Annotated in this window: 16 protein-coding genes; 2 read left to right on the forward strand and 14 right to left on the reverse strand. The window is 71.0% G+C overall.

Features of this window, described 5'->3' with window-relative positions:
- Position 1: 1 nt before the first annotated feature.
- From ABIA36_RS03405 to ABIA36_RS03415, 3 genes are read right to left on the reverse strand one after another with little or no spacing between them, the layout of a single operon-like run.
- A complete protein-coding gene (locus tag ABIA36_RS03405; protein ID WP_369960863.1) occupies positions 2–832 on the reverse strand; it encodes an ABC transporter permease in 831 nt (276 codons plus the stop codon).
- Positions 829–1674: an ABC transporter permease gene (locus tag ABIA36_RS03410; RefSeq protein ID WP_369960864.1), complete on the reverse strand. Its 846-nt coding sequence runs from the start codon at positions 1672–1674 to the stop codon at positions 829–831. Before ABIA36_RS03410 ends, ABIA36_RS03405 begins: the two co-directional genes overlap by 4 nt.
- Positions 1671–2597 carry an ABC transporter ATP-binding protein gene (locus ABIA36_RS03415; RefSeq protein WP_369960865.1) on the reverse strand — a complete coding sequence of 309 codons (927 nt, stop codon included), beginning with the start codon at positions 2595–2597 and terminating at the stop codon, positions 1671–1673. The genes ABIA36_RS03410 and ABIA36_RS03415 overlap by 4 nt, the downstream gene beginning before the upstream one ends.
- 110 nt (positions 2598–2707) lie before the next feature.
- Here ABIA36_RS03415 and ABIA36_RS03420 point away from each other — a divergent pair, with 110 nt between their 5' ends.
- Entirely contained in the window at positions 2708–4684 is a 1977-nt protein-coding gene (locus tag ABIA36_RS03420; RefSeq protein ID WP_369960866.1) for an ABC transporter ATP-binding protein, read from the forward strand.
- Between the two features lie 85 nt (positions 4685–4769).
- On the opposite strand, the gene ABIA36_RS03425 is transcribed toward ABIA36_RS03420, so the two are convergent.
- Positions 4770–6707 (reverse strand): phosphoenolpyruvate carboxykinase (GTP), encoded by a 1938-nt coding sequence (locus ABIA36_RS03425; RefSeq protein WP_369960867.1) that lies wholly within the window; start codon positions 6705–6707, stop codon positions 4770–4772.
- A gap of 115 nt (positions 6708–6822) precedes the next feature.
- Here ABIA36_RS03425 and ABIA36_RS03430 point away from each other — a divergent pair, with 115 nt between their 5' ends.
- Positions 6823–8280: a helix-turn-helix domain-containing protein gene (locus ABIA36_RS03430; protein ID WP_369960868.1), complete on the forward strand. Its 1458-nt coding sequence runs from the start codon at positions 6823–6825 to the stop codon at positions 8278–8280.
- 6 nt (positions 8281–8286) lie between these two features.
- Here the strand turns inward: ABIA36_RS03430 and ABIA36_RS03435 are convergent, their stop codons facing one another.
- The 10 genes from ABIA36_RS03435 to ABIA36_RS03480 all read right to left on the reverse strand — a co-directional run bounded on the left by ABIA36_RS03435 (position 8287) and on the right by ABIA36_RS03480 (position 18392).
- A complete protein-coding gene (locus ABIA36_RS03435; RefSeq protein ID WP_369960869.1) occupies positions 8287–9027 on the reverse strand; it encodes a hypothetical protein in 741 nt (246 codons plus the stop codon).
- Positions 9024–9671: a hypothetical protein gene (locus tag ABIA36_RS03440; protein WP_369960870.1), complete on the reverse strand. Its 648-nt coding sequence runs from the start codon at positions 9669–9671 to the stop codon at positions 9024–9026. The genes ABIA36_RS03435 and ABIA36_RS03440 overlap by 4 nt, the downstream gene beginning before the upstream one ends.
- Positions 9672–9715: 44 nt before the next feature.
- Positions 9716–10495, reverse strand: a complete 780-nt coding sequence (locus tag ABIA36_RS03445) for a 3-hydroxyacyl-CoA dehydrogenase (RefSeq protein WP_369960871.1) — start codon at positions 10493–10495, stop codon at positions 9716–9718.
- A gap of 38 nt (positions 10496–10533) precedes the next feature.
- On the reverse strand, positions 10534–11718 hold the full coding sequence (locus ABIA36_RS03450; protein WP_369960872.1) for an acetyl-CoA C-acyltransferase: 1185 nt from the start codon (positions 11716–11718) through the stop codon (positions 10534–10536).
- A gap of 35 nt (positions 11719–11753) precedes the next feature.
- Positions 11754–13217, reverse strand: coding sequence for an NAD-dependent succinate-semialdehyde dehydrogenase (locus ABIA36_RS03455; protein WP_369960873.1), 1464 nt, complete (start codon positions 13215–13217; stop codon positions 11754–11756).
- 65 nt (positions 13218–13282) lie between these two features.
- Entirely contained in the window at positions 13283–13744 is a 462-nt protein-coding gene (locus tag ABIA36_RS03460; RefSeq protein WP_369960874.1) for an Lrp/AsnC family transcriptional regulator, read from the reverse strand.
- A gap of 51 nt (positions 13745–13795) precedes the next feature.
- On the reverse strand, positions 13796–14521 hold the full coding sequence (locus ABIA36_RS03465; protein WP_369960875.1) for an alpha/beta fold hydrolase: 726 nt from the start codon (positions 14519–14521) through the stop codon (positions 13796–13798).
- Between the two features lie 61 nt (positions 14522–14582).
- Positions 14583–15371, reverse strand: coding sequence for a thiamine pyrophosphate-dependent enzyme (locus tag ABIA36_RS03470; protein ID WP_369960876.1), 789 nt, complete (start codon positions 15369–15371; stop codon positions 14583–14585).
- A gap of 159 nt (positions 15372–15530) precedes the next feature.
- Entirely contained in the window at positions 15531–17708 is a 2178-nt protein-coding gene (locus tag ABIA36_RS03475; RefSeq protein ID WP_369960877.1) for an efflux RND transporter permease subunit, read from the reverse strand.
- A 102-nt stretch (positions 17709–17810) separates the two neighbouring features.
- The gene (locus ABIA36_RS03480) at positions 17811–18392 is read right to left on the reverse strand and encodes an isochorismatase family protein (protein WP_369960878.1); all 582 of its coding nucleotides are present in this window, start codon (positions 18390–18392) and stop codon (positions 17811–17813) included.
- Between the last annotated feature and the right edge of the window lie 21 nt (positions 18393–18413).

Raw genomic sequence — 18413 nt, forward strand, 5'->3', positions numbered from 1 at the left:
GTCAGTCCAGGAACAGCGCCCGCAGTCGGCGGGTCGTGAGGATCAGGCCGAGCGCGACCATCACCGCGAAGTACAGGACGTGCCACAGCATCCCGGGGTCGACCGCGCCGGTCGTGAGGCCGCGCACCAATTCCACCCCGTGCCAGAGCGGGAGGGCCATGATGATCGACTGGATCCAGGCCGGGTAGACCGTGATCGGGTAGAAGGTCGCCGACAGCAGGAACATCGGCAGCAGGATGAAGTTGATCCAGTCCATCTGCTGGAAGGTCTTCATGTAGCTGGTGATGCCCATCCCGAAGCTGGCGAAGCCGAACGCGATCAGCAGCACCGCGGGGAGGGCGAGCAGCGCCCACCAGGACAGGTTGAGGCCGAGCACCTGCATCACGATCATGAAGCCGACCGCGTAGAGGGCGCCGCGCAGCAGCGCGAGCAGGATCTCGCCGAGCGCGACGTCCAGCGGGCCGAGGGAGGTGGAGAGCATCCCCTCGTAGAGCTTGGCGAAGTGCATCTTGAAGAACACGTTCCAGGTGGAGTCGTACACGGCTCCGTTCATGGCCGCGGTCGCCAGCAGGGCCGGCGCGATGAAGGCCGCGTACGGCACCTGCTGGCCGCCGGAGGTCGTGACGTCGCCGACGAGCCTGCCGAATCCGATGCCGAGCGAGAGCAGGTAGAAGATCGGCTCGAAGAAGCCGGAGACGATGACCAGCCAGTTCGTGCTGCGGGTGGCGGACCAGCCGCGCTGCATCACCGAACGGGCGTTGCCGGCGTAGAGCGCGCGCAGCGGGCGCGACCGGGAGACGGTCTCGGCCAGCGGGGCGCGGGTGGTGGTCACTTGTTCAGCCTCCGCCCGGCGATCCGGCGCGCCCACAGCCAGAACACGACGAAGAGCGCCGCCAGGTAGACCACGTGCACGATGCTGAGCCAGAGCGGTTCGGCGTAGCCGTAGGCGAACACGCGGGCGAGCTCGGTGGAGTGCCAGAGCGGCGAGATCCAGCCGATCCACTGCAGGTACACGGGCATGGCGGCCAGCGGGAAGAACGTCCCGGAGAACAGCGTCATGGGCAGCAGGACGAACCGCAGCAGCATCGCGATCTGCCCGGTGTCCTGCTCGATCGTCGCGACGTACGCCATCACCGGAGCGCCGAACGCCAGGCCGCCGAGCGTCGCGACCAGGATGGCGAGCCAACCCCACGGGCTCGGCACCGCGCCGAACAGCAGCATGAACGCGTAATAGACGACGCTCGTGCCGAGCAGCCGGGCCACCACGGCAATGACCACGCCGTCGATGATCTGCCCCGCCGTGATCGGGGAGGCGCTGATGCCGATGAACGTGGGATTCCACTTGAACCCGAGCAGGACCGGATACGTGAACTCCTCGCTCGCGACGGTGACGCCGGCCGTGCAGAGCAGCGCCGGGGCGACGAAGGCCAGGTAGCTGACGCCGTCGACCGCGGTCGGCCCCAGGTGGGAGCTCACCAGACTCCCGAGCCCGACGCCCATCGCGAAGAGATAGAGGAAGGGGTTGCCGAAACCGGTGACGAGGAGGGTCTGGAGGTAGGAGCGCATCACCCGGAAGCGATGTTCGGCGACGTACCAGGCGCCGAACCGGCGCGGCCGCCCCGAGGCGGCGAGCGCCGCCCGCGTGCCGTCCTCGACCGAGGCCGCGGTGCTCATTCGATCAGGCTCCGCCCGGTGAGCCGCAGGAAGACGTCCTCCAGGCTGGACCGGCGCACGAGGCTGGTGAGCGGGTGGAGGCCGCGCTCGGTCAGCCGGGCGAGCTCGGCCTCCCCGTCGTCGCTGTAGACGAGGATGCGGTCGGGCAGCACCTCGACCCGTTCGCCGACGCCGTCGAGCCGCTGCGCGACCTCGGCGTTGCGCTCGGAGCCGAAGCGGACCTCCAGCACCTCGCGCGTCGAGTACTGCCGGATGAGGGACGCCGGCGTGCCCTCGGCCATGATCGTGCCCTTGTCGACCACCACGAGGCGGTCGCAGAGCTGCTCGGCCTCGTCCATGTAGTGCGTGGTGAGAACCAGCGTCGTGCCCTGCTCCTTGAGCCGGAACAGGCGGTCCCAGAGGATGTGCCTGGCCTGCGGGTCGAGCCCGGTGGTCGGCTCGTCCAGGAGCAGGATGCGCGGGTCGTTGATGAGCGCCCGCGCGATGGTGAGCCGCCGCTTCATGCCGCCGGAGAGGTCGTCGACCTTCGCCTTGGCTTTGTCCTCCAACTGCGCGAAGGCCAGCAGCTCGTCGGCGCGCTGGCGCACCCGGGCCGACGGGAGGCCGAAGTAGCGCCCGTAGACGATGAGGTTGTCGCGCACCCGCAGCTCGGTGTCGAGGTTGTCGGACTGCGGCACCACGCCGAGCTGCGACCGGATCTCGGGCCCGTACCGGTCGGGGTCGAGCCCGAGGATGCTGAGGTCGCCCGCCGTGCGCGTGGAGACCGCGCCGATCATCCGCATGGTGGTCGACTTGCCCGCGCCGTTGGGGCCGAGGAGCCCGAACGACTCCCCCGGCTCGACCTCGAAGCTGATGCCGTCGACAGCCGGGAAGTCCTTGTACTTCTTGACGAGGTCGGCGGCGGTGATGACGGACGTCGGCATAGTTCAGCACTGTAGCCCGGACGGCGGACATTTCGTCGGTGTCAGCAAACCGGAAGCCCGCAGGAAGTACGGTCGAAGCAGCATCCCGAACTCCTGTCGAAGGAACCCCCATGAGTACCGACACCACGGCGAGCACCGACACCGCCGCTCCACGCCGCCGTTCGCCCTTCGCGCGGCGGGAGCCGGACACCGGACCGCGCGCGCGGTTCAGCCAGCTCCTCCCCTACCTGCTGGAGCACAGGGGCGTGCTCTCGTTCGTCGTCGTCCTGAGCGTGCTCGGCGCCGCGGCGAGCCTCGCCCAGCCGCTGCTGGTCAGCCAGGTCATCACGATCGTCGGCAAGGGCCAGCCGCTGAACGGGATCGTCTGGGGGCTCGTCGCGCTCGTCGTGGTCTCCGCGCTCATCTCCGGCTACCAGCACTACCTCCTGCAGCGCACCGGCGAGGGCGTCGTGCTGTCGTCGCGGCGCAAGCTGGTGGGCCGGATGCTGCGCCTGCCGATCAGCGAGTTCGACACCCGGCGCACCGGCGACCTAGTGTCGCGGGTCGGCTCGGACACAACGCTGCTGCGGGCCGTGCTGACGCAGGGACTCGTGGAGGCCATCGGCGGCGCGCTGACGTTCATCGGCGCGCTCATCGCCATGCTCATCATCGACCCGGTGCTGCTCGGGCTGACCGTGCTCGTGGTCGCCGTCTCCATCGTCGTGGTCACGCTGCTGTCGGGCCGGATCCGCGTCGCCAGTCAGAAGGCGCAGACCAAGGTGGGCGACCTGGCAGCGGCGGTGGAGCGGGCGATCAGCTCGGTGCGCACGATCCGGGCGGCGAACGCGACGGACCGCGAGATCGCTGCGGTGGACGCGGACGCGACCGGCGCGTGGAAGATGGGCATCCAGGTCGCGAAGGTCTCCGCGCTGGTCGTGCCGGTGGCGGGCATCGCGATGCAGGTGTCGTTCCTGGTGGTGCTCGGCGTCGGCGGCTTCCGCGTCGCCAGCGGCGCGATCACGGTGGCGAACCTGGTCGCGTTCATCCTCTTCCTGTTCATGATGATCCTGCCGCTGGGCCAGGCGTTCGGGGCGATCACCGCGGTGAACTCGGCGCTCGGGGCGCTCGGGCGCATCCAGGAGATCCTCGACCTCCCGACGGAGGACCAGTTCGACCGCGACATCGCGCCGCTCGGGATGACCGTCGGCGTTGCGAACGAGGCGCTCGCGCCGCACGCGCCGGCGATCGAGTTCGTGGACGTGGCGTTCGCCTACCCGTCGTCGCCGGAGGTCGCCGAGCCGTCCCCGGCGAGCGCTGCTCCTTCGGACGCCGAGGGGATCGCCCTCGGCGCGCTCGGCGGCGTGGACGTGGTGGCCGAGGCGGAGGCCGCAGCCGGCCTCGGCGCCGGCGCTCCCGCCGCGACGCACGGGGGCGTGCTGCACGGCGTCAGCTTCACGGTGCCGCGCGGCAAGCGCACCGCGCTGGTCGGGCCGTCCGGTGCGGGCAAGTCGACCATCCTCGCGCTGATCGAGCGGTTCTACGACCCGGAGGCCGGCCAGGTGCGGTTCGGCGGGATGGACGTCCGCACGCTCGACCGCGTCGCGCTGCGCTCCAACATCGGCTACGTGGAGCAGGACGCTCCGGTGCTGGCCGGCTCGTTGCGCGACAACCTGCGGCTGGCCACCCCCGACGCGACCGACGAGCAGTGCATCGACGTCCTCCACGCCGTCAACCTCACCGAGGTGCTGGAGCGCAGCGAGCTCGGCCTGGACGCGCCGGTCGGCGAGGACGGCATCATGCTCTCCGGCGGCGAGCGGCAGCGCCTCGCGATCGCCCGCGCGCTGCTCGCCGCTCCCCCGGTGCTGCTGCTGGACGAGTCGACCTCCAGCCTCGACGGCCGCAACGAGCAGCTCATGCGGGAGGCCATCGACGCCGTCGCGGAGGACCGCACGCTCCTGGTGATCGCCCACCGGCTCTCCACCGTCGTGGACAGCGACCAGATCGTGGTCCTCGACCACGGCCGCGTCGTCGGAGTGGGAACCCACTCCGAACTCGTCGCCAGCACCCCCCTCTACCGCGACCTCGCCAAACACCAACTCCTCGTCTAACCCACCCACCGAGCAGCCGCCGAGCACGCGAATAATCGAGCGAAAACCGCCGAGTACGCAGACAATCTGCGTACTCGGCGGTTTGTTACGCGTTCAGGTGGTAGCGGAGGGAGGCGAGCTCGGCGCGGAGGGCGGCCGGCAGGCGGGAGCCGAAGCGCTCGAAGTACTCCTCGGTGAGGTCGCACTCGGCGAGCCAGCTCTGGGGGTCGACCTCGAAGAGCTCGGCGACGTCCTCAGCCGGCAGGTCGAGGCCGTCGAGGTCGAGCTCCTCCACCAGCGGCAGGCGGCCGATCGGCGTCGACACGGCGCCGGCGGCGCCCTCCACCCGGCGGGCGATCCACTCGATGACGCGCGAGTTCTCGCCGAACCCGGGCCAGAGGAAGCGGCCGTCGTCGCCCTTGCGGAACCAGTTCACCTGGAAAACCGCGGGCGCCTTCGAGCCGAGCTTCTCGCCCACCTCGAGCCAGTGGCCCCAGTAGTCGGCCATGTTGTAGCCGCAGAACGGCAGCATCGCGAACGGGTCGCGGCGTAGCTCGCCGACCGTGCCCTCGGCCGCGGCGGTCTTCTCGGAGGAGATGGTCGCGCCGATGAACACACCGTGCGTCCAGTTGCGGGCCTGCGCCACGAGCGGCACATTGGTGGCGCGGCGTCCGCCGAACAGGATGGCGTCGATCGGCACGCCGTCCACGGCGTCCCAGTCGTCCGCGATGGTGGGGCACTGCGCAGCGGCCACCGTGAAGCGGGAGTTGGGGTGAGCGGCCGGGCGCCCGCTCTCGGGCGTCCAGTCGTTGCCCTGCCAGTCGATGAGGTGCTCGGGCGGGGTCTCGGTGAGGCCCTCCCACCACACGTCGCCGTCGTCGCGGAGCGCCACGTTGGTGAAGATCGTGTTGCCCCAGAGGGTCTCGACCGCGGTCTTGTTGGTGAGCTCGCCCGTCCCCGGCGCGACGCCGAAGAAGCCCGCCTCGGGGTTGATGGCGCGCAGCCTCCCGTCAGCGCCCTGCCGGAGCCAGGCGATGTCGTCACCGATGGTCTCGACCTTCCAGCCCGGGATGGTCGGCCGGAGCATGGCCAGGTTCGTCTTGCCGCACGCGGACGGGAACGCCGCCGCGAAGTGGAAGGCGCGGCCCTCCGGCGAGGTGACCTTGACCAGCAGCATGTGCTCGGCCAGCCAGCCCTCGTCGCGCGCCATCGCCGACGCGATCCGCAGCGCGAAGCACTTCTTGGCCAGGATGGCGTTGCCGCCGTAGCCGGAGCCGTACGACCAGACCTCCCGCGTCTCCGGGAACTGGACGATGTACTTGGTCGTGTTGCACGGCCAGGTCACGTCCTCGTGACGCACCCCGGCGTCGTCGATCAGCGGAGCGCCGACGCTGTGCACGGTCGGCACCCACGGCTGCCCGGCGTCGATGAGGTCGAGCACCCGGCTGGTGACGCGGGTCATCAGGCCCATGCTGACGGCGACGTACGCGGAGTCGGTCAGCTCGACGCCGACCTGCGAGATCGGACCGCCGAGCGGCCCCATCGAGAACGGGACGACGTACATCGTGCGGCCGCGCATGCTGCCGGCGAAGACCCCGCGCAGCTCGGCGCGCATGGCCTCCGGCTCGCGCCAGTTGTTGGTCGGGCCGGCGTCCTCCTCCGTGAGGGAGCAGATGAAGGTGCGGTCCTCGACGCGGGCGACGTCGCCCGGGTCGGTGCGCGCGAGGAAGCTGTTCGGACGCCACTCCGGGTTCAGCCGGATGAGCTTGCCCTCGGCGACGAGCTGCTTGGTGAGCCGGTCGGCCTCCCCCGGGGTGCCGTCGCACCAGACGATGCTCTCGGGCTGGGTGAGGTCGGCGATCTCGGCGACCCAGGCGCGCAGGCCGGCGAGACCGGTCGGGCGGGTCGGTGCGGTCGATGCGGTCGATGCGGTCGCAGGCGTTTGGAGCGGGGCCGGGGTGGAGGCCGCCGGGTACGCGTGCGTCTCGTGGTCGGCGTCGGCGTCGTGCGCCTGGTCGGTCAGCGGGAGCTCGGCGATGGACATTCCGTCGTCCTCTCGGTAGGAAAGATCGGGTGTGAATCCAGGATCGGGCAGGAATCATGACCCCGGGCGAGAAATTGACCGTAAAGAATCGGGATTCTTTCGCTATCGTGAAGGGATGGACTCCCTCGCCACCGAGCCGGCCACCGCCGACGTCGCCACGCTCGGGCACCGCATCCGGCACTTCCGCACCCAGCGCGGGCTGACCCTGGACGAGCTCGGCGCCGCCGCCGGGGTCGCCGCCAGCCAGCTCTCCCTGATCGAGAACGGCAAGCGCGAGCCGCGCGTCTCCTTGCTCGGCACGCTGGCCACCGCGCTCGGGGTCCCGCTCGCCGAGCTGCTGTCCGCCGAGCCGCCGGACGCCCGCGCCGCACTGGAGATCGAGCTCTCCCGCGCGCAGAAGGGCTCCCTCTACGGCTCGCTCGGCCTCCCCGCCGTCAAGCCGACGAAGGGCACGCCGACCGAGACGCTGGAGGCCCTCGTCGGCCTGCACCGCGAGCTCGCCCGGCGCGCCAGCGAGGCGATCGCGACGCCCGAGGAGGCGCGGCGGGCGAACACCGAGCTGCGCGAGCGGATGCGCGGGCAGAACAACTACATCGCCGAGATCGAGGTCCTCGCCGAGGAGCGCGTCCGCGCGTCTGGCCACGTCCGCGGCGCGCTGACGCACCGCGAGGTGAGCGTGATGGCGGAGCAGCTCGGCTTCGAGCTCATCTACGTGGACGACCTCCCGCGCTCCACCCGCTCGATCACCGACCTGGAGAACGGCCGCATCTACCTGCCGCCGGCCTCCATCCCGGGCGGCCACGGCCTCCGCTCGATGGCGCTGCAGGCGATGGCGCACCGCTTGCTCGGCCACGAGCGCCCGGCGAGCTACGCGGACTTCCTGCGGCAGCGGCTGGAGATCAACTACTTCGCGGCGTGCTGCCTGATGCCGGAGGCCGCGGCCGTGTCGTTCCTGCAGCAGGCGAAGAAGGAGAAGGACCTCGCCGTCGAGGACTTCCGCGACGCGTTCGGCGTCACCCACGAGGCGGCGGCGCTGCGGCTGACGAACCTGGCGACCCGGCACCTGGACATGACGCTGCACTTCCTGCGCGTCGGCGACGACGGGACGCTCTACAAGGGCTACGAGAACGACGGACTCCCGTTACCGACCGATGTCACCGGGTCGATCGAGGGCCAGGTGGTCTGCCGCAAGTGGGGCGCGCGCAACGCGTTCGCTCGGACCAATCGGACGACGGAGTTCTACCAGTACACCGACACCCCGGCGGGCACGTACTGGTGCTCGACGCAGACGGGCAGTACGGCCGACGGCGGATACTCGATCAGCGTCGGGGTGCCGTTCGACCAGGCCAAGTGGTTCCGCGGCCGGGAGACGACGGCGCGCGCCGAGTCCCGCTGCCCGGACGAGTCGTGCTGCAAGCGTCCGGCGACCGAGCTGACCGGGCACTGGGCGGGCAAGGCGTGGCCGAGCGCGCGGTTGCACGCGCACATCCTGTCGCCGCTGCCGTCGGGGTCGTTCCCGGGGGTGGACGACTCGGACGTCTACACGTTCCTGGAGGCGCACTCGGGGGCGTGAGGCCGCCTACTTCGCGAAACGCGACCGGCTGAGCGCAAGACGGAGCCGGTCGAGGCCTTCCATTCCACCCTCGACACCGCCCGTGAGCTCCCGCCGCAGCGCGAGATTTCCGAGAGCGTTGGAGACACGCTGAAAGTCGTTCCTGGTCAGGGAACGATCGTCGACGTCGCCTCTCCCGACGAGCGTTGCGAGCACCGTGAAATCGATCAGATGCCTGTCCCGGCCGCCATCGAGTTGGTTCGTGTACGCGGCAGCCTTGGCGGCGAGTGCGCCGAGAAGGTCCGGCCGACGAATTCGTCCTCTGCGGCCTTCGAGGTCGAGCTCCACGACCTCCGAGCGATCGAGCACCGCCTGTCCACCGATAGTAGGAAGGGTCGTTCCACCCGTCGCGCCACGTCTCTTCTCGGCGCGGTCGCCGAGGAATCGCGGGATGAGAATGTCCACGATCGCATCCCCCCGAATCCACCGATGCTGATGTCCGGACCAGGTTTCGCCGTCGGACGCGAACCCGAGTTCGAGAAGCGTGGTGGTGAAGTCCCGCACGACCAACGGATTCGCGCGCACATCGAGCACGGCATCCACGTCATCGGTCGGCCGAACCGGGAATCGGTTTCGCTCGACACAGTGCAGGAAGACCATCTGCCCTCCCACCAGACTCCAGCCGTCTGGTCGCACGTCGGCGATGTCGAAGAGAGCGCACCATCCCGCACGCTGCCGGTTCGCCATCGCCGGGAGGACAGTGGTCACAGCGACTCCTGGAGCAGCGCTCTCGCTCGGGTCAGCTCGCGCGGCGTCGACCTGTCCGCAAGGTCGACGGCGAGCAACGCATTCCCGATCTTCGTCGGTCGACGGTCGACGACATGGAGCACAACATTTTTGCGACTTCCAGGGACCAGAAGGTAGTCGAACACGACGTCGTCGAGATCGTCGACGCCGATATATCCCTCGACCTCGGAGAAAGACGAGAGCCCTGAGCGTTCATCGCTGATCCCTGACACGATCACGCGATGGTCGGCCCGCAGTTCGTTCACGACTCCTGGGTCGGCGTTGAAAACGCGATGATCCGCACGGTCCGCGAGCCAGGCCGAAAGAAGGGCGACGGGATCATCCGACTCCTTCAGCCGCTCGACCTTCCCGCGGATCCGACTCACTTCGGTGCTCGCGAGATGCCTGCTCGCGTGCATTCCGGGCCCGTCCAATTCGTCGGCGAGTGCCCACGCCATTCTCCTGCTCATCGGGCGGACGGCCGGTCGAGCCGGCCTCAGCAAGGCCTCGTCCAGCACCCAGCGATTCCCGACTTTCTGGGCCGCGAGCTTTCCGCTCTCGATGAGAGCACGTACGCGTCGCGGAGTAATCCCCCGATGCATCGCAAATTCGGACACGGCCATCATGCACACTAGGGTACCGCAATCGGTACCCTAGTGTCGATGGTCTTCTACTTCGGCTGCATCCGGATCGCCCCGTCGAGGCGGATCGTCTCCCCGTTGAGCATGGGGTTCTCCACGATGGCGCGCACGAGCTGCGCGTACTCGGCGGGCCGGCCGAGGCGCGACGGGTGCGGGACCTGGGCCGCCAGCGAGTCCTGCGCGGCCTGCGGGAGGCCGGCCATCATCGGCGTCTCGAAGATGCCGGGCGCGATGGTGACGACGCGGATCAGGCTGCGGGCGAACTCACGGGCGAGCGGCAGCGTCATCGCGGCGACGCCGCCCTTCGACGCGGAGTAGGCGGGCTGGCCGATCTGGCCGTCGAACGCGGCGACGGAGGCGGTGTTGACGATGACGCCTCGCTCCTGGCCTCCCGGGATGTCCTGGCCGACCGGCTCCGTCTCCGCCATCGCGACCGCGGCGAGGCGCACCACGTTGAACGTGCCGATCAGGTTGACGCGGATCACGCGCTCGAAGCTCTCCAGCGGCAGCACGCCGTCGCGGCCGATGACCTTCTGGGCCGTCGCGATGCCGGCGCAGTTCACCACGACGCGTAGGGGGCCGAGCGCACTCGCGGCGTCCACGGCGGCCTGCACCTGCTCCTCGTCCGTGACGTCAGCGGGCACGAAGCGGGCGTGCGGGCCGAGCGCGACGGCGGCCTTCTCGCCCTCGGAGCTCGGCAGGTCCAGGATGACGACGCGGGCGCCGGCGTCCGTGAGCGCGCGGGCGGTGGCGTTGCCGAGGCCGCTGGCGCCGCCGGTGACGAGCGCCGAACATCCGTCGATCTGCATGGGTGATCCTTTCGAAGCGGGGTGGGTGCGGGAAGGGGTCAGAGTCGTTCGATCAGGGTGGCGTTGGCGGTGCCGCCGCCCTCGCACATGGTCTGGAGGCCGAACCGGCCGCCGGTGGCCTCCAGTTCGTTGAGCAGGGTGCCGAGCAGGCGCGTCCCGGACGAGCCGAGTGCGTGGCCCAGCGCGATCGCGCCGCCGCGCGGGTTCAGCCGCGCCGGGTCGGCGCCGAACTCGCGCAGCCACAGCAGCGGCACCGGCGCGAACGCCTCGTTGACCTCGTACGCGGCGATGTCCTCCAGCTTCACGCCACTGCGGTCGAGGAGCTTGCGCGTCGCGGGGAGGATGCCGGTGAGCATGAACAGCGGGTCGCTGCCCGCCACCGCGAACGAGTGGAATCGCGCCCGCGGCCGCAGCCCGAGCCGTGCTGCGGCCTCCGCGCTCATGATCAGCGCGGCCGAGGCGCCGTCGGTCAGCGGCGACGAGTTGCCCGGCGTGATCCGCCAGTCGAGCTGCGGGAAGCGCTCGGCGAGCCGGTCGGTGCGGAACGACGGCGACAGCGCCGCCAGCTTCTCCGCGGTCGTCCCCGGCCGGATGGTCTCGTCCGCCGTGACGCTGCCGCTGTCCGGGGTCGGCACCGGCACCAGCTCGCTCTCGAACGCGCCCGATGCCGCCGCCTCCGCCGCACGGCGGTGCGACTCGGCCGCGAAGGCGTCCAGCTCCTCACGGGAGAACCCCCAGCGCTCGGCGATCAGCTCGGCTGCGACGCCCTGGTTCACCAGCCCCTCCGGGTAGCGCGAGTGCAGCAGCTCGCCGCCGAGGGAGGCGCCGCCGAGGTTGGAGCCCATCGGCACGCGGCTCATCGACTCCACCCCGCAGGCGATCGCGATGTCGTATGCGCCCGCAATGACGCCCTGCGCGGCGAACGCGGCGGCCTGCTGGCTGGAGCCGCACTGGCGGTCGATCGTGACGCCCGGGACGCTCTCGGGGAACCCCGCACTCAGCAGCGCCGTGCGCGCGATGTTGCCGGCCTGCTCGCCCGACTGCGTGACGCAGCCGGCGAGGACGTCGTCCACCAGCGCGGGGTCGACGCCGTTGCGGTGCACGACCTCGGCCAGCACGCCGGCCAGGAGGTCGGCCGGGTGGATGTCGGACAGCTCGCCGCCCGGCTTGCCGCGCCCGGAGGGCGTGCGGACGACGTCGACGATGACGGCTTCGGTGGCCATGGTGGTGCGCTCCTCGCGTCGGATGGCGGACGGTGTCAGACGCTGAACGGGTCCGGCGTCAGGGTGTACTTGGTGCTGAGGTACTCGTGGATGCCCTCCAGGCCTCCCTCGCGCCCCAGCCCGGACTGCTTCACCCCGCCGAACGGGGCGGCGGCGTTGGAGACGACGCCGACGTTCAGCCCCATCATGCCGGTCTGCAGGCGCTCGATCATCCGCTGGCCGCGCGCGAGGTCCTTGGTGAACACGTAGGACACGAGCCCGAACTCGGTGTCGTTGGCGATCCGCACCGCCTCGTCCTCGTCGCGGAAGCGCACGATCGACAGCACGGGGCCGAATATCTCCTGCCGGAGGATCTCGCTCCCCGCCCGCACGTCGGTCACGACGGTGGGCTCGAAGAAGGTGCCGGCCCCGGAGACCCGCGACCCGCCCGCGAGCACCGTGGCGCCGCGCGAGACCGCGTCCTCCAGCAGCTCGGCGGCCTTGTCGACGGCGTCCTCGTTGATGAGCGGGCCGATGGTGACGCCGTCCTCGGTGCCGCGGCCGATCTTCATCGCCTTCACGCGGTCGGCGACCCGGCGGGCGAACTCGTCGGCGACGTCCTCGTGGACGATGAAGCGGTTGGCAGCCGTGCAGGCCTCCCCGATGTTGCGGAACTTCGCGAGCATCGCGCCGTCCACCGCCCGGTCGAGGTCCGCGTCGTCGAACACGACGAACGGGGCGTTGCCGCCGAGCTCCATCGAGGTGCGCAGGACGTTCTCGGACGCCTGCTGCAGAAGCTTGCGGCCGACCTCGGTGGAGCCCGTGAACGACAGCTTGCGGAGGCGCGGATCGGCGATGATCGGGGCGGAGACCTTCCCCGAGGTGGAGGTCGTGATGACGTTGAGCACGCCGGCGGGCAGGCCCGCGTCCTCCAGCAGCCGGGCGAAGTACAGCGTGGTCAGCGGCGTCAGCTCGGCCGGCTTCACCACGACGGTGCAGCCCGCGGCGAGCGCCGGCGCGATCTTCCGGGTCGCCATCGCGAGCGGGAAGTTCCACGGCGTGATCAGGAAGCACGGCCCGACCGGATGCTGCGACACGATCATGCGGCCGGTGCCCTCGGGGTTGGTCCCGTAGCGACCCGCGATGCGCACGGCCTCCTCGGAGAACCAGCGGAGGAACTCGCCGCCGTAGGTGACCTCGCCGTTGGACTCCGCCAGCGGCTTGCCCATCTCCAGCGTCATCAGGAGGGCGAACTCCTCGCGGCGCTCCTGCAGCAGGTCGAAGGCGCGGCGCAGGATCTCGCCGCGGGTGCGCGGCGGGGTCGCCGCCCAGCCGTCGGCGGCGGCCACCGCGGCGTCGAGCGCGCGCTTCCCGTCCTCCACCGACGCGTCCGCGATCTCGCGGATCAGGTCGCCGGTCGCCGGGTCGTAGACCTTCAGGGTGCCGTTCGAGCCGGGCACCCACTCGCCGCCGATGAACAGGCGGTCGGGCACGCGCTCCAGCAGGGTCTTCTCGTCCATCGTCGCTCCTCGTCTCATGTCGTCTCGTGCCGCGTCCCGGCGCGTTTGGGCGTCTCCGGCCGCGCTCACTCCTCCACCGCGGACTCCACCAGCGGCACGCTGCGGTGCTCGATCGTGGTCTCCAGTGCGATCACCGTGGAGGTGCGGCTGATGCCCGGCTCGCTGAGGATGCCGCTGATCACCCGCTGCAGGTCGGCGTTCGAGCGCGCGACCACCCGGATCAGCAGGTCCCCCGCCCCGGTCACGGTGTGCACCTCCAGCACCTCGGGGATGCCGCGCAGATGCTCGACGACGGAGAGGTCGCTCTGGGCGATCTCGGCCGTGACGAACGCCGTGACGGGGAAGCCGAGCCGGAGGCTGTCGATCGTGGGTGCGAAGTCCTTGATCACTCCGGTGCGCTGCAGCCGGTCGAGCCGGGCCTGCACCGTGCCTCGGGCGACGCCGAGCCTCCGCGACGCCTCGAACACGCCGAGCCGGGGCTCCTCCGTGAGCAGCGCGATGAGGTCGGCGTCCAGCTTGTCGATCATGCGGGCACTCCTTCGCTCCTCGCACATCGTACGACCCGCCCGCCGCGTCGCCTACAGGCTGACCGAAGCTCCCAGGAAGGGAAGCGCAGCCTGCTTGAAGCCGCGGGCGCTGAGTCCCGTGATGTGGTTGCGGCGCGGCAGCAGCACCAGCTCCGCGCCGAGCAGCCGGGCGGCCTCGTCCGCGTCCTGGGCGACCGGGTCCGCGTCGCCGGCCACGACGAGGGTCGGCACGGTGGAGGCCAGCGGCAGCGGGTGCTGCGCCATCCCGGTCGCGCACGCGGCGAGCGCCTCGCGGTCGACTCCGGGGGCCTCGCGCAGGGAGGCCAGGAGCGGCCCCAGCGGAGCGTCGGCCGGCAGCGTGTCCGCACCCTCCAGGATCGCCCGCCGCACGGCCTCCACGCCCCAGTGCCCGAACTGCTCCACGGTGCCGACGCCGCCGACCACCAGGCGCCGGACGCGCTCGGGCGCCCGGCCGACGAGCGCCAGGGAGACCCAGCTCCCCATCGAGTACCCGATGACGTCGACACGGTCGAGGCCCTGCTCGTCCAGCACGGCGAGCAGGTCCTCCGCCAGCAGGTCGGGCGAGTAGGCGGCCGGGTCGTGCGGTGCGTCGCTGGCGCCGTGGCCGCGTAGGTCGGGGACGAGGGCTCCGCGCCCGGCCGCGGCGAGCGCGGCGACCCAGTCGGTGGCCTCCCAGGTGAGCGCGCCGGTGGTCGCGAAGCCGTGGACCAGCAGCACAGGGTCGGCCCCGGGATGACGTTCGACGTGGATGCGCATGGTCCCATCCTCGCCGATCGCGCCTGGTTCAGTCTCGGGGTTCAGGGTCGGACTCGGGGGTTCAGGCTCGGACGGTGAGCCGGGCGCGCAGCCGGTCGGCGAGCGCGTCCGCGGTGTCGGCGACCTCCGCGAAGAAGCCGTCGTCCACCGTTCCCGTCGCGCGCAGCCGCTGCTCGCACACGACGAGCGGGTCGCGCGCGGGCCACGCGGACGGTCCGGGGAGGACGGCGTCGATCAGGACGGGTCCGGCGCCGGACCGGGCGAGCTCCAGCGCCTTCACGGTGGCGTCGTGGACCGCGAGCGCGTCGGCGCCGTCGACCAGCAGCACGGGCATCCCGGCGCCCTCGGTGCGTCCCGAGCTGGACAGGAACACGACCGGCAGGGCGGAGGCGCGCGCCGTCGTGACCGCCGTGCGCAGCTCCGCCGCCGAGCCGGCGCCCGCGCCGAGGGTGGAGAGGGCGCAGCCTCCGGTGCGGTCGAGCTTCGCGCAGAGCGCCCAGCCGACGGCGTGCGTCACCGGGCCGTCCACGGCGTCGGCGCCGTGGCACCCGGAGTGCAGAACGGTGGCGGGGTCGCCGCCGAGGGCGATCGCCATCCCGGGCTCGTGGGCGGTCGGGAACGCGCGGTCGCGGGAGGCCTGCAGGGCGAGCGCGGCGCCCACCTGCACCGCCTCACGGCCGCGGGAGTCGACGTAGCCGGGGAGGACGCCGTGGCCGCGCAGCACGACCGCCTCGCGATCGAGGCGCCGGACGGTCGCCAGGGTCCGGTAGAGCCGGCGGAGCAGCGCGGCGGCGTCGGCGCCCGCTCCGATCGACGCGCCGAGGACCGGCTCGAGCATCGTGGGGGTCATGGATGCCACTCTGACCGACAGGTGAAGAGGCGGCAACGCGTCGGCGCCCTGGCGTGCATCCTGCGCATTCGACAAGCACGCTGCGGCCTCCCGCTGTACAGCCTGCCGGCACTGCGGTGAAGCACGATTCGCCGGGTCGGACCCGACCCAGGGCCTCGCTCAGCGCGCGGAGGGCGACCGCCACAGCTTCGACGGCCACCAGATCGCACGACCGACGTCGTACGCGGCCGCCGGCACCAGCAGCGAGCGCACCAGCACGGTGTCGAGCAGCACCCCGAACGCGACGATGAACGCGATCTGCACCAGGAACAGGATCGGGATGACCGCGAGGGCCGCGAACGTCGCCGCCAGCACCACCCCGGCCGACGTGATGACGCTGCCGGTCATACCGAGCCCGCGCAGAATGCCCGGCCGGGTGCCGAGCCGCAGCGACTCCTCGCGCACCCGGGTCATCAGGAAGATGTTGTAGTCCACGCCGAGCGCGACGAGGAACACGAAGCCGAACAGCGGCACGCTCGCATCCGCCCCCGGGAAGCGGAACAGGTGGTCGAACACGAGCGCCGAGACGCCGAGCGCCGCGGCGTACGACAGCACGACGCTGGCGATCAGCAGCACCGGCGCGAGGATCGAGCGCAGCAGCAGCATCAGCACCAGCAGGATCACCAGCAGCACGATCGGGATGATCCGCAACAGGTCGCGCTGCGCGGTGTCGTTGGTGTCGAGGGCGATCGCCGTGACGCCGCCGACGAGCACGCCGGACCCCGCCGCGGGCAGCTCACGGCGCAGGTCGCGGACCACCTGCTCGGCCGCGGACGAGTCGGGCTGCGCCTTCAGGGTCGCCTGGATGAGCACGCGGCCGTCCTTCACGACCGGCGGAGGCGCGCTCTGCCCCGGTTGGGTCGGCCTCACGTTCCCGGCGTACAGGGTGGCGGCCGAGATGCCGTCGTTCTGCTTCGCGGCGGCGAGCACGGCGTCCGCGTCGGCCTCCTTCGCCACGATCAGCACCGGCGCGCCCGACCCGGCGTCGAAGTGCTTCGCGAGCACCTTCTGGCCGTCCACGGCGTCGGACTGGGTGAGCACCAGCGCGGTCTGCTCGACGCCGTTCGCTTTCAGGCCGGTGAGCCCGAACGCGCACGCGACGAGCACCACGAACGACACGATCCAGGTGACGCGCGGCCGGTGCGCGATGAGGAGGCCGACGCGCCGCCAGACGCCGCGGATGCCCTCGAGCCCAGCGACTTTCTCCGTCGCCCCGTGCGTGTGCTCGTGCTGGGACTCACCCGCGTACTTCGGCCGGAACGGCCAGAATGCGGGCCGCCCGAACACCGCGAGCAGGGTCGGCAGCAGGGTCAGCGCCGACAGCAGCGAGAAGACGATCCCGATCGCGGCGATCGGGCCGAGGCTCTTGTTCGAGTTGAGGTCGGAGAACAGCAGGCACAGCAGCGCGAGGATGACCGTCGCCCCGGAGGCCAGGATCGGCTCGAAGGCCGCCCGCCACGCCTTCGCGATCGCCGTCCAGCGCGACTGGTCGTGCTCCAGGGCCTCCCGGTAGCGGGCGACCAGCAGCAGCGAGTAGTCGGTGGCCGCTCCGATCACCAGGATGGACAGGATGCCCTGGCTTTGGCCGCTGAGCTTGATCCAGCCCCAGAGCGCGAAGAAGTAGACGATGAGGATCGCCGCGGAGAGCGCGAACACCGAGGTGAGCAGCACCAGGAACGGCAGCAGCAGCGCCCGGTACACCAGCAGCAGGATCACGAACACCGCTCCGACCGCCACGAACAACAGGATGCCGTCGATGCCGCCGAACGCGTTGACCAGGTCGGCGGTCAGACCGGCGGGGCCGGTGACCCAGCCCTGCGTCCCCGACGGCAGCTCGCTCTTCAGCACACTGCGGAGGTCGGCGACGACCGTCTTGACGTTGTTCGTGTCCGCGACGGGCACGAGGAACTCGACAGCACGGCCGTCCTGCGACGGGATCGGCCCGGCGACGCTCGTGCTCTGGCCGGACGCGGGAGCCTGCACCCCCTTCACGTCGCCGAGCTTCGTGCCGAGCGCGGCGAAGGAGGCGAGGTCGCTCGGCGGGATGGTCGAGTCGGACTGGATGACGACGATGGCGGGCACCGCGTGCGAGTCCGTGAACCGCTTCTGCCAGTCCTGCACCTCGGTCGACTCGGCGCTTGCGGGGAGGAACGCAGCCTGGTCGTTGCTGGAGACGCCGGAGAGCTTGCCGAAGGTGGGGCCGCCGAGGCTCCCGGCGACGAACCAGATCGCGATGACGACGGTGGGCAGCACGATGCGCAGCCAGCGGGCCGGCGTCCAGTCGGATCGGGTCTTCATGGCTGCGCCTCCAGATTACCTAGCTTGGTTAGTAATCAGCCTAGCGCGCATGAAGAAGGTCCCGCCACCCAGAAGTGACGGGACCCGTTGGCCTGAACCACTTCAGGGCTTGTCCACGAGCTCCGCCCCCGCGTGAGCCAGCTCCGCCAGCGCCGCCTCGGACGACCCCGGCGCGACCCCCGCCACCAGCCCGGTCAGCACCCGCACCCGCTGACCGTGGTTCAGCGCGTCCAGCGCGGAAGCGCGCACGCAGTAGTCGGTCGCGATCCCCACCACGTCGACGGTGTCGATCCCGTGCTCGTCGAGGAGGTTGTGGACGGTGGAGCCCGCCTCGGTGCGCCCCTCGAAGATCGAGTACGCCGGGACGCCCTGCCCCTTGCGGATGTGGTACCCGACACGGGACGTGTCGAGCGCGGGATGATACTCCGCGCCGTTCGTGCCCGCGACGCAGTGCACGGGCCAGGTGTTCACGAAGTCCGGTTCGGCGTCGGTCGCGAAGTGGCCGCCGTTGTCGTTGTCGCGGTCATGCCAGTCGCGGCTCGCGAGGATGATCGCGTACTCGTCGGCGTGCGCGCGGAGGTGCTCGGTGATGGCCGCGGCCACCGCCGCTCCCCCGTCCACGCCGAGCGCTCCGCCCTCGGTGAAGTCGTTCTGCACGTCGATGATGAACAGCGCCTTGCCCATCTCCGCCTCCCCTGTTCGCCT

The sequence above is a fragment of the Leifsonia sp. EB34 genome (assembly GCF_041260585.1).
Classification (GTDB): domain Bacteria; phylum Actinomycetota; class Actinomycetes; order Actinomycetales; family Microbacteriaceae; genus Leifsonia.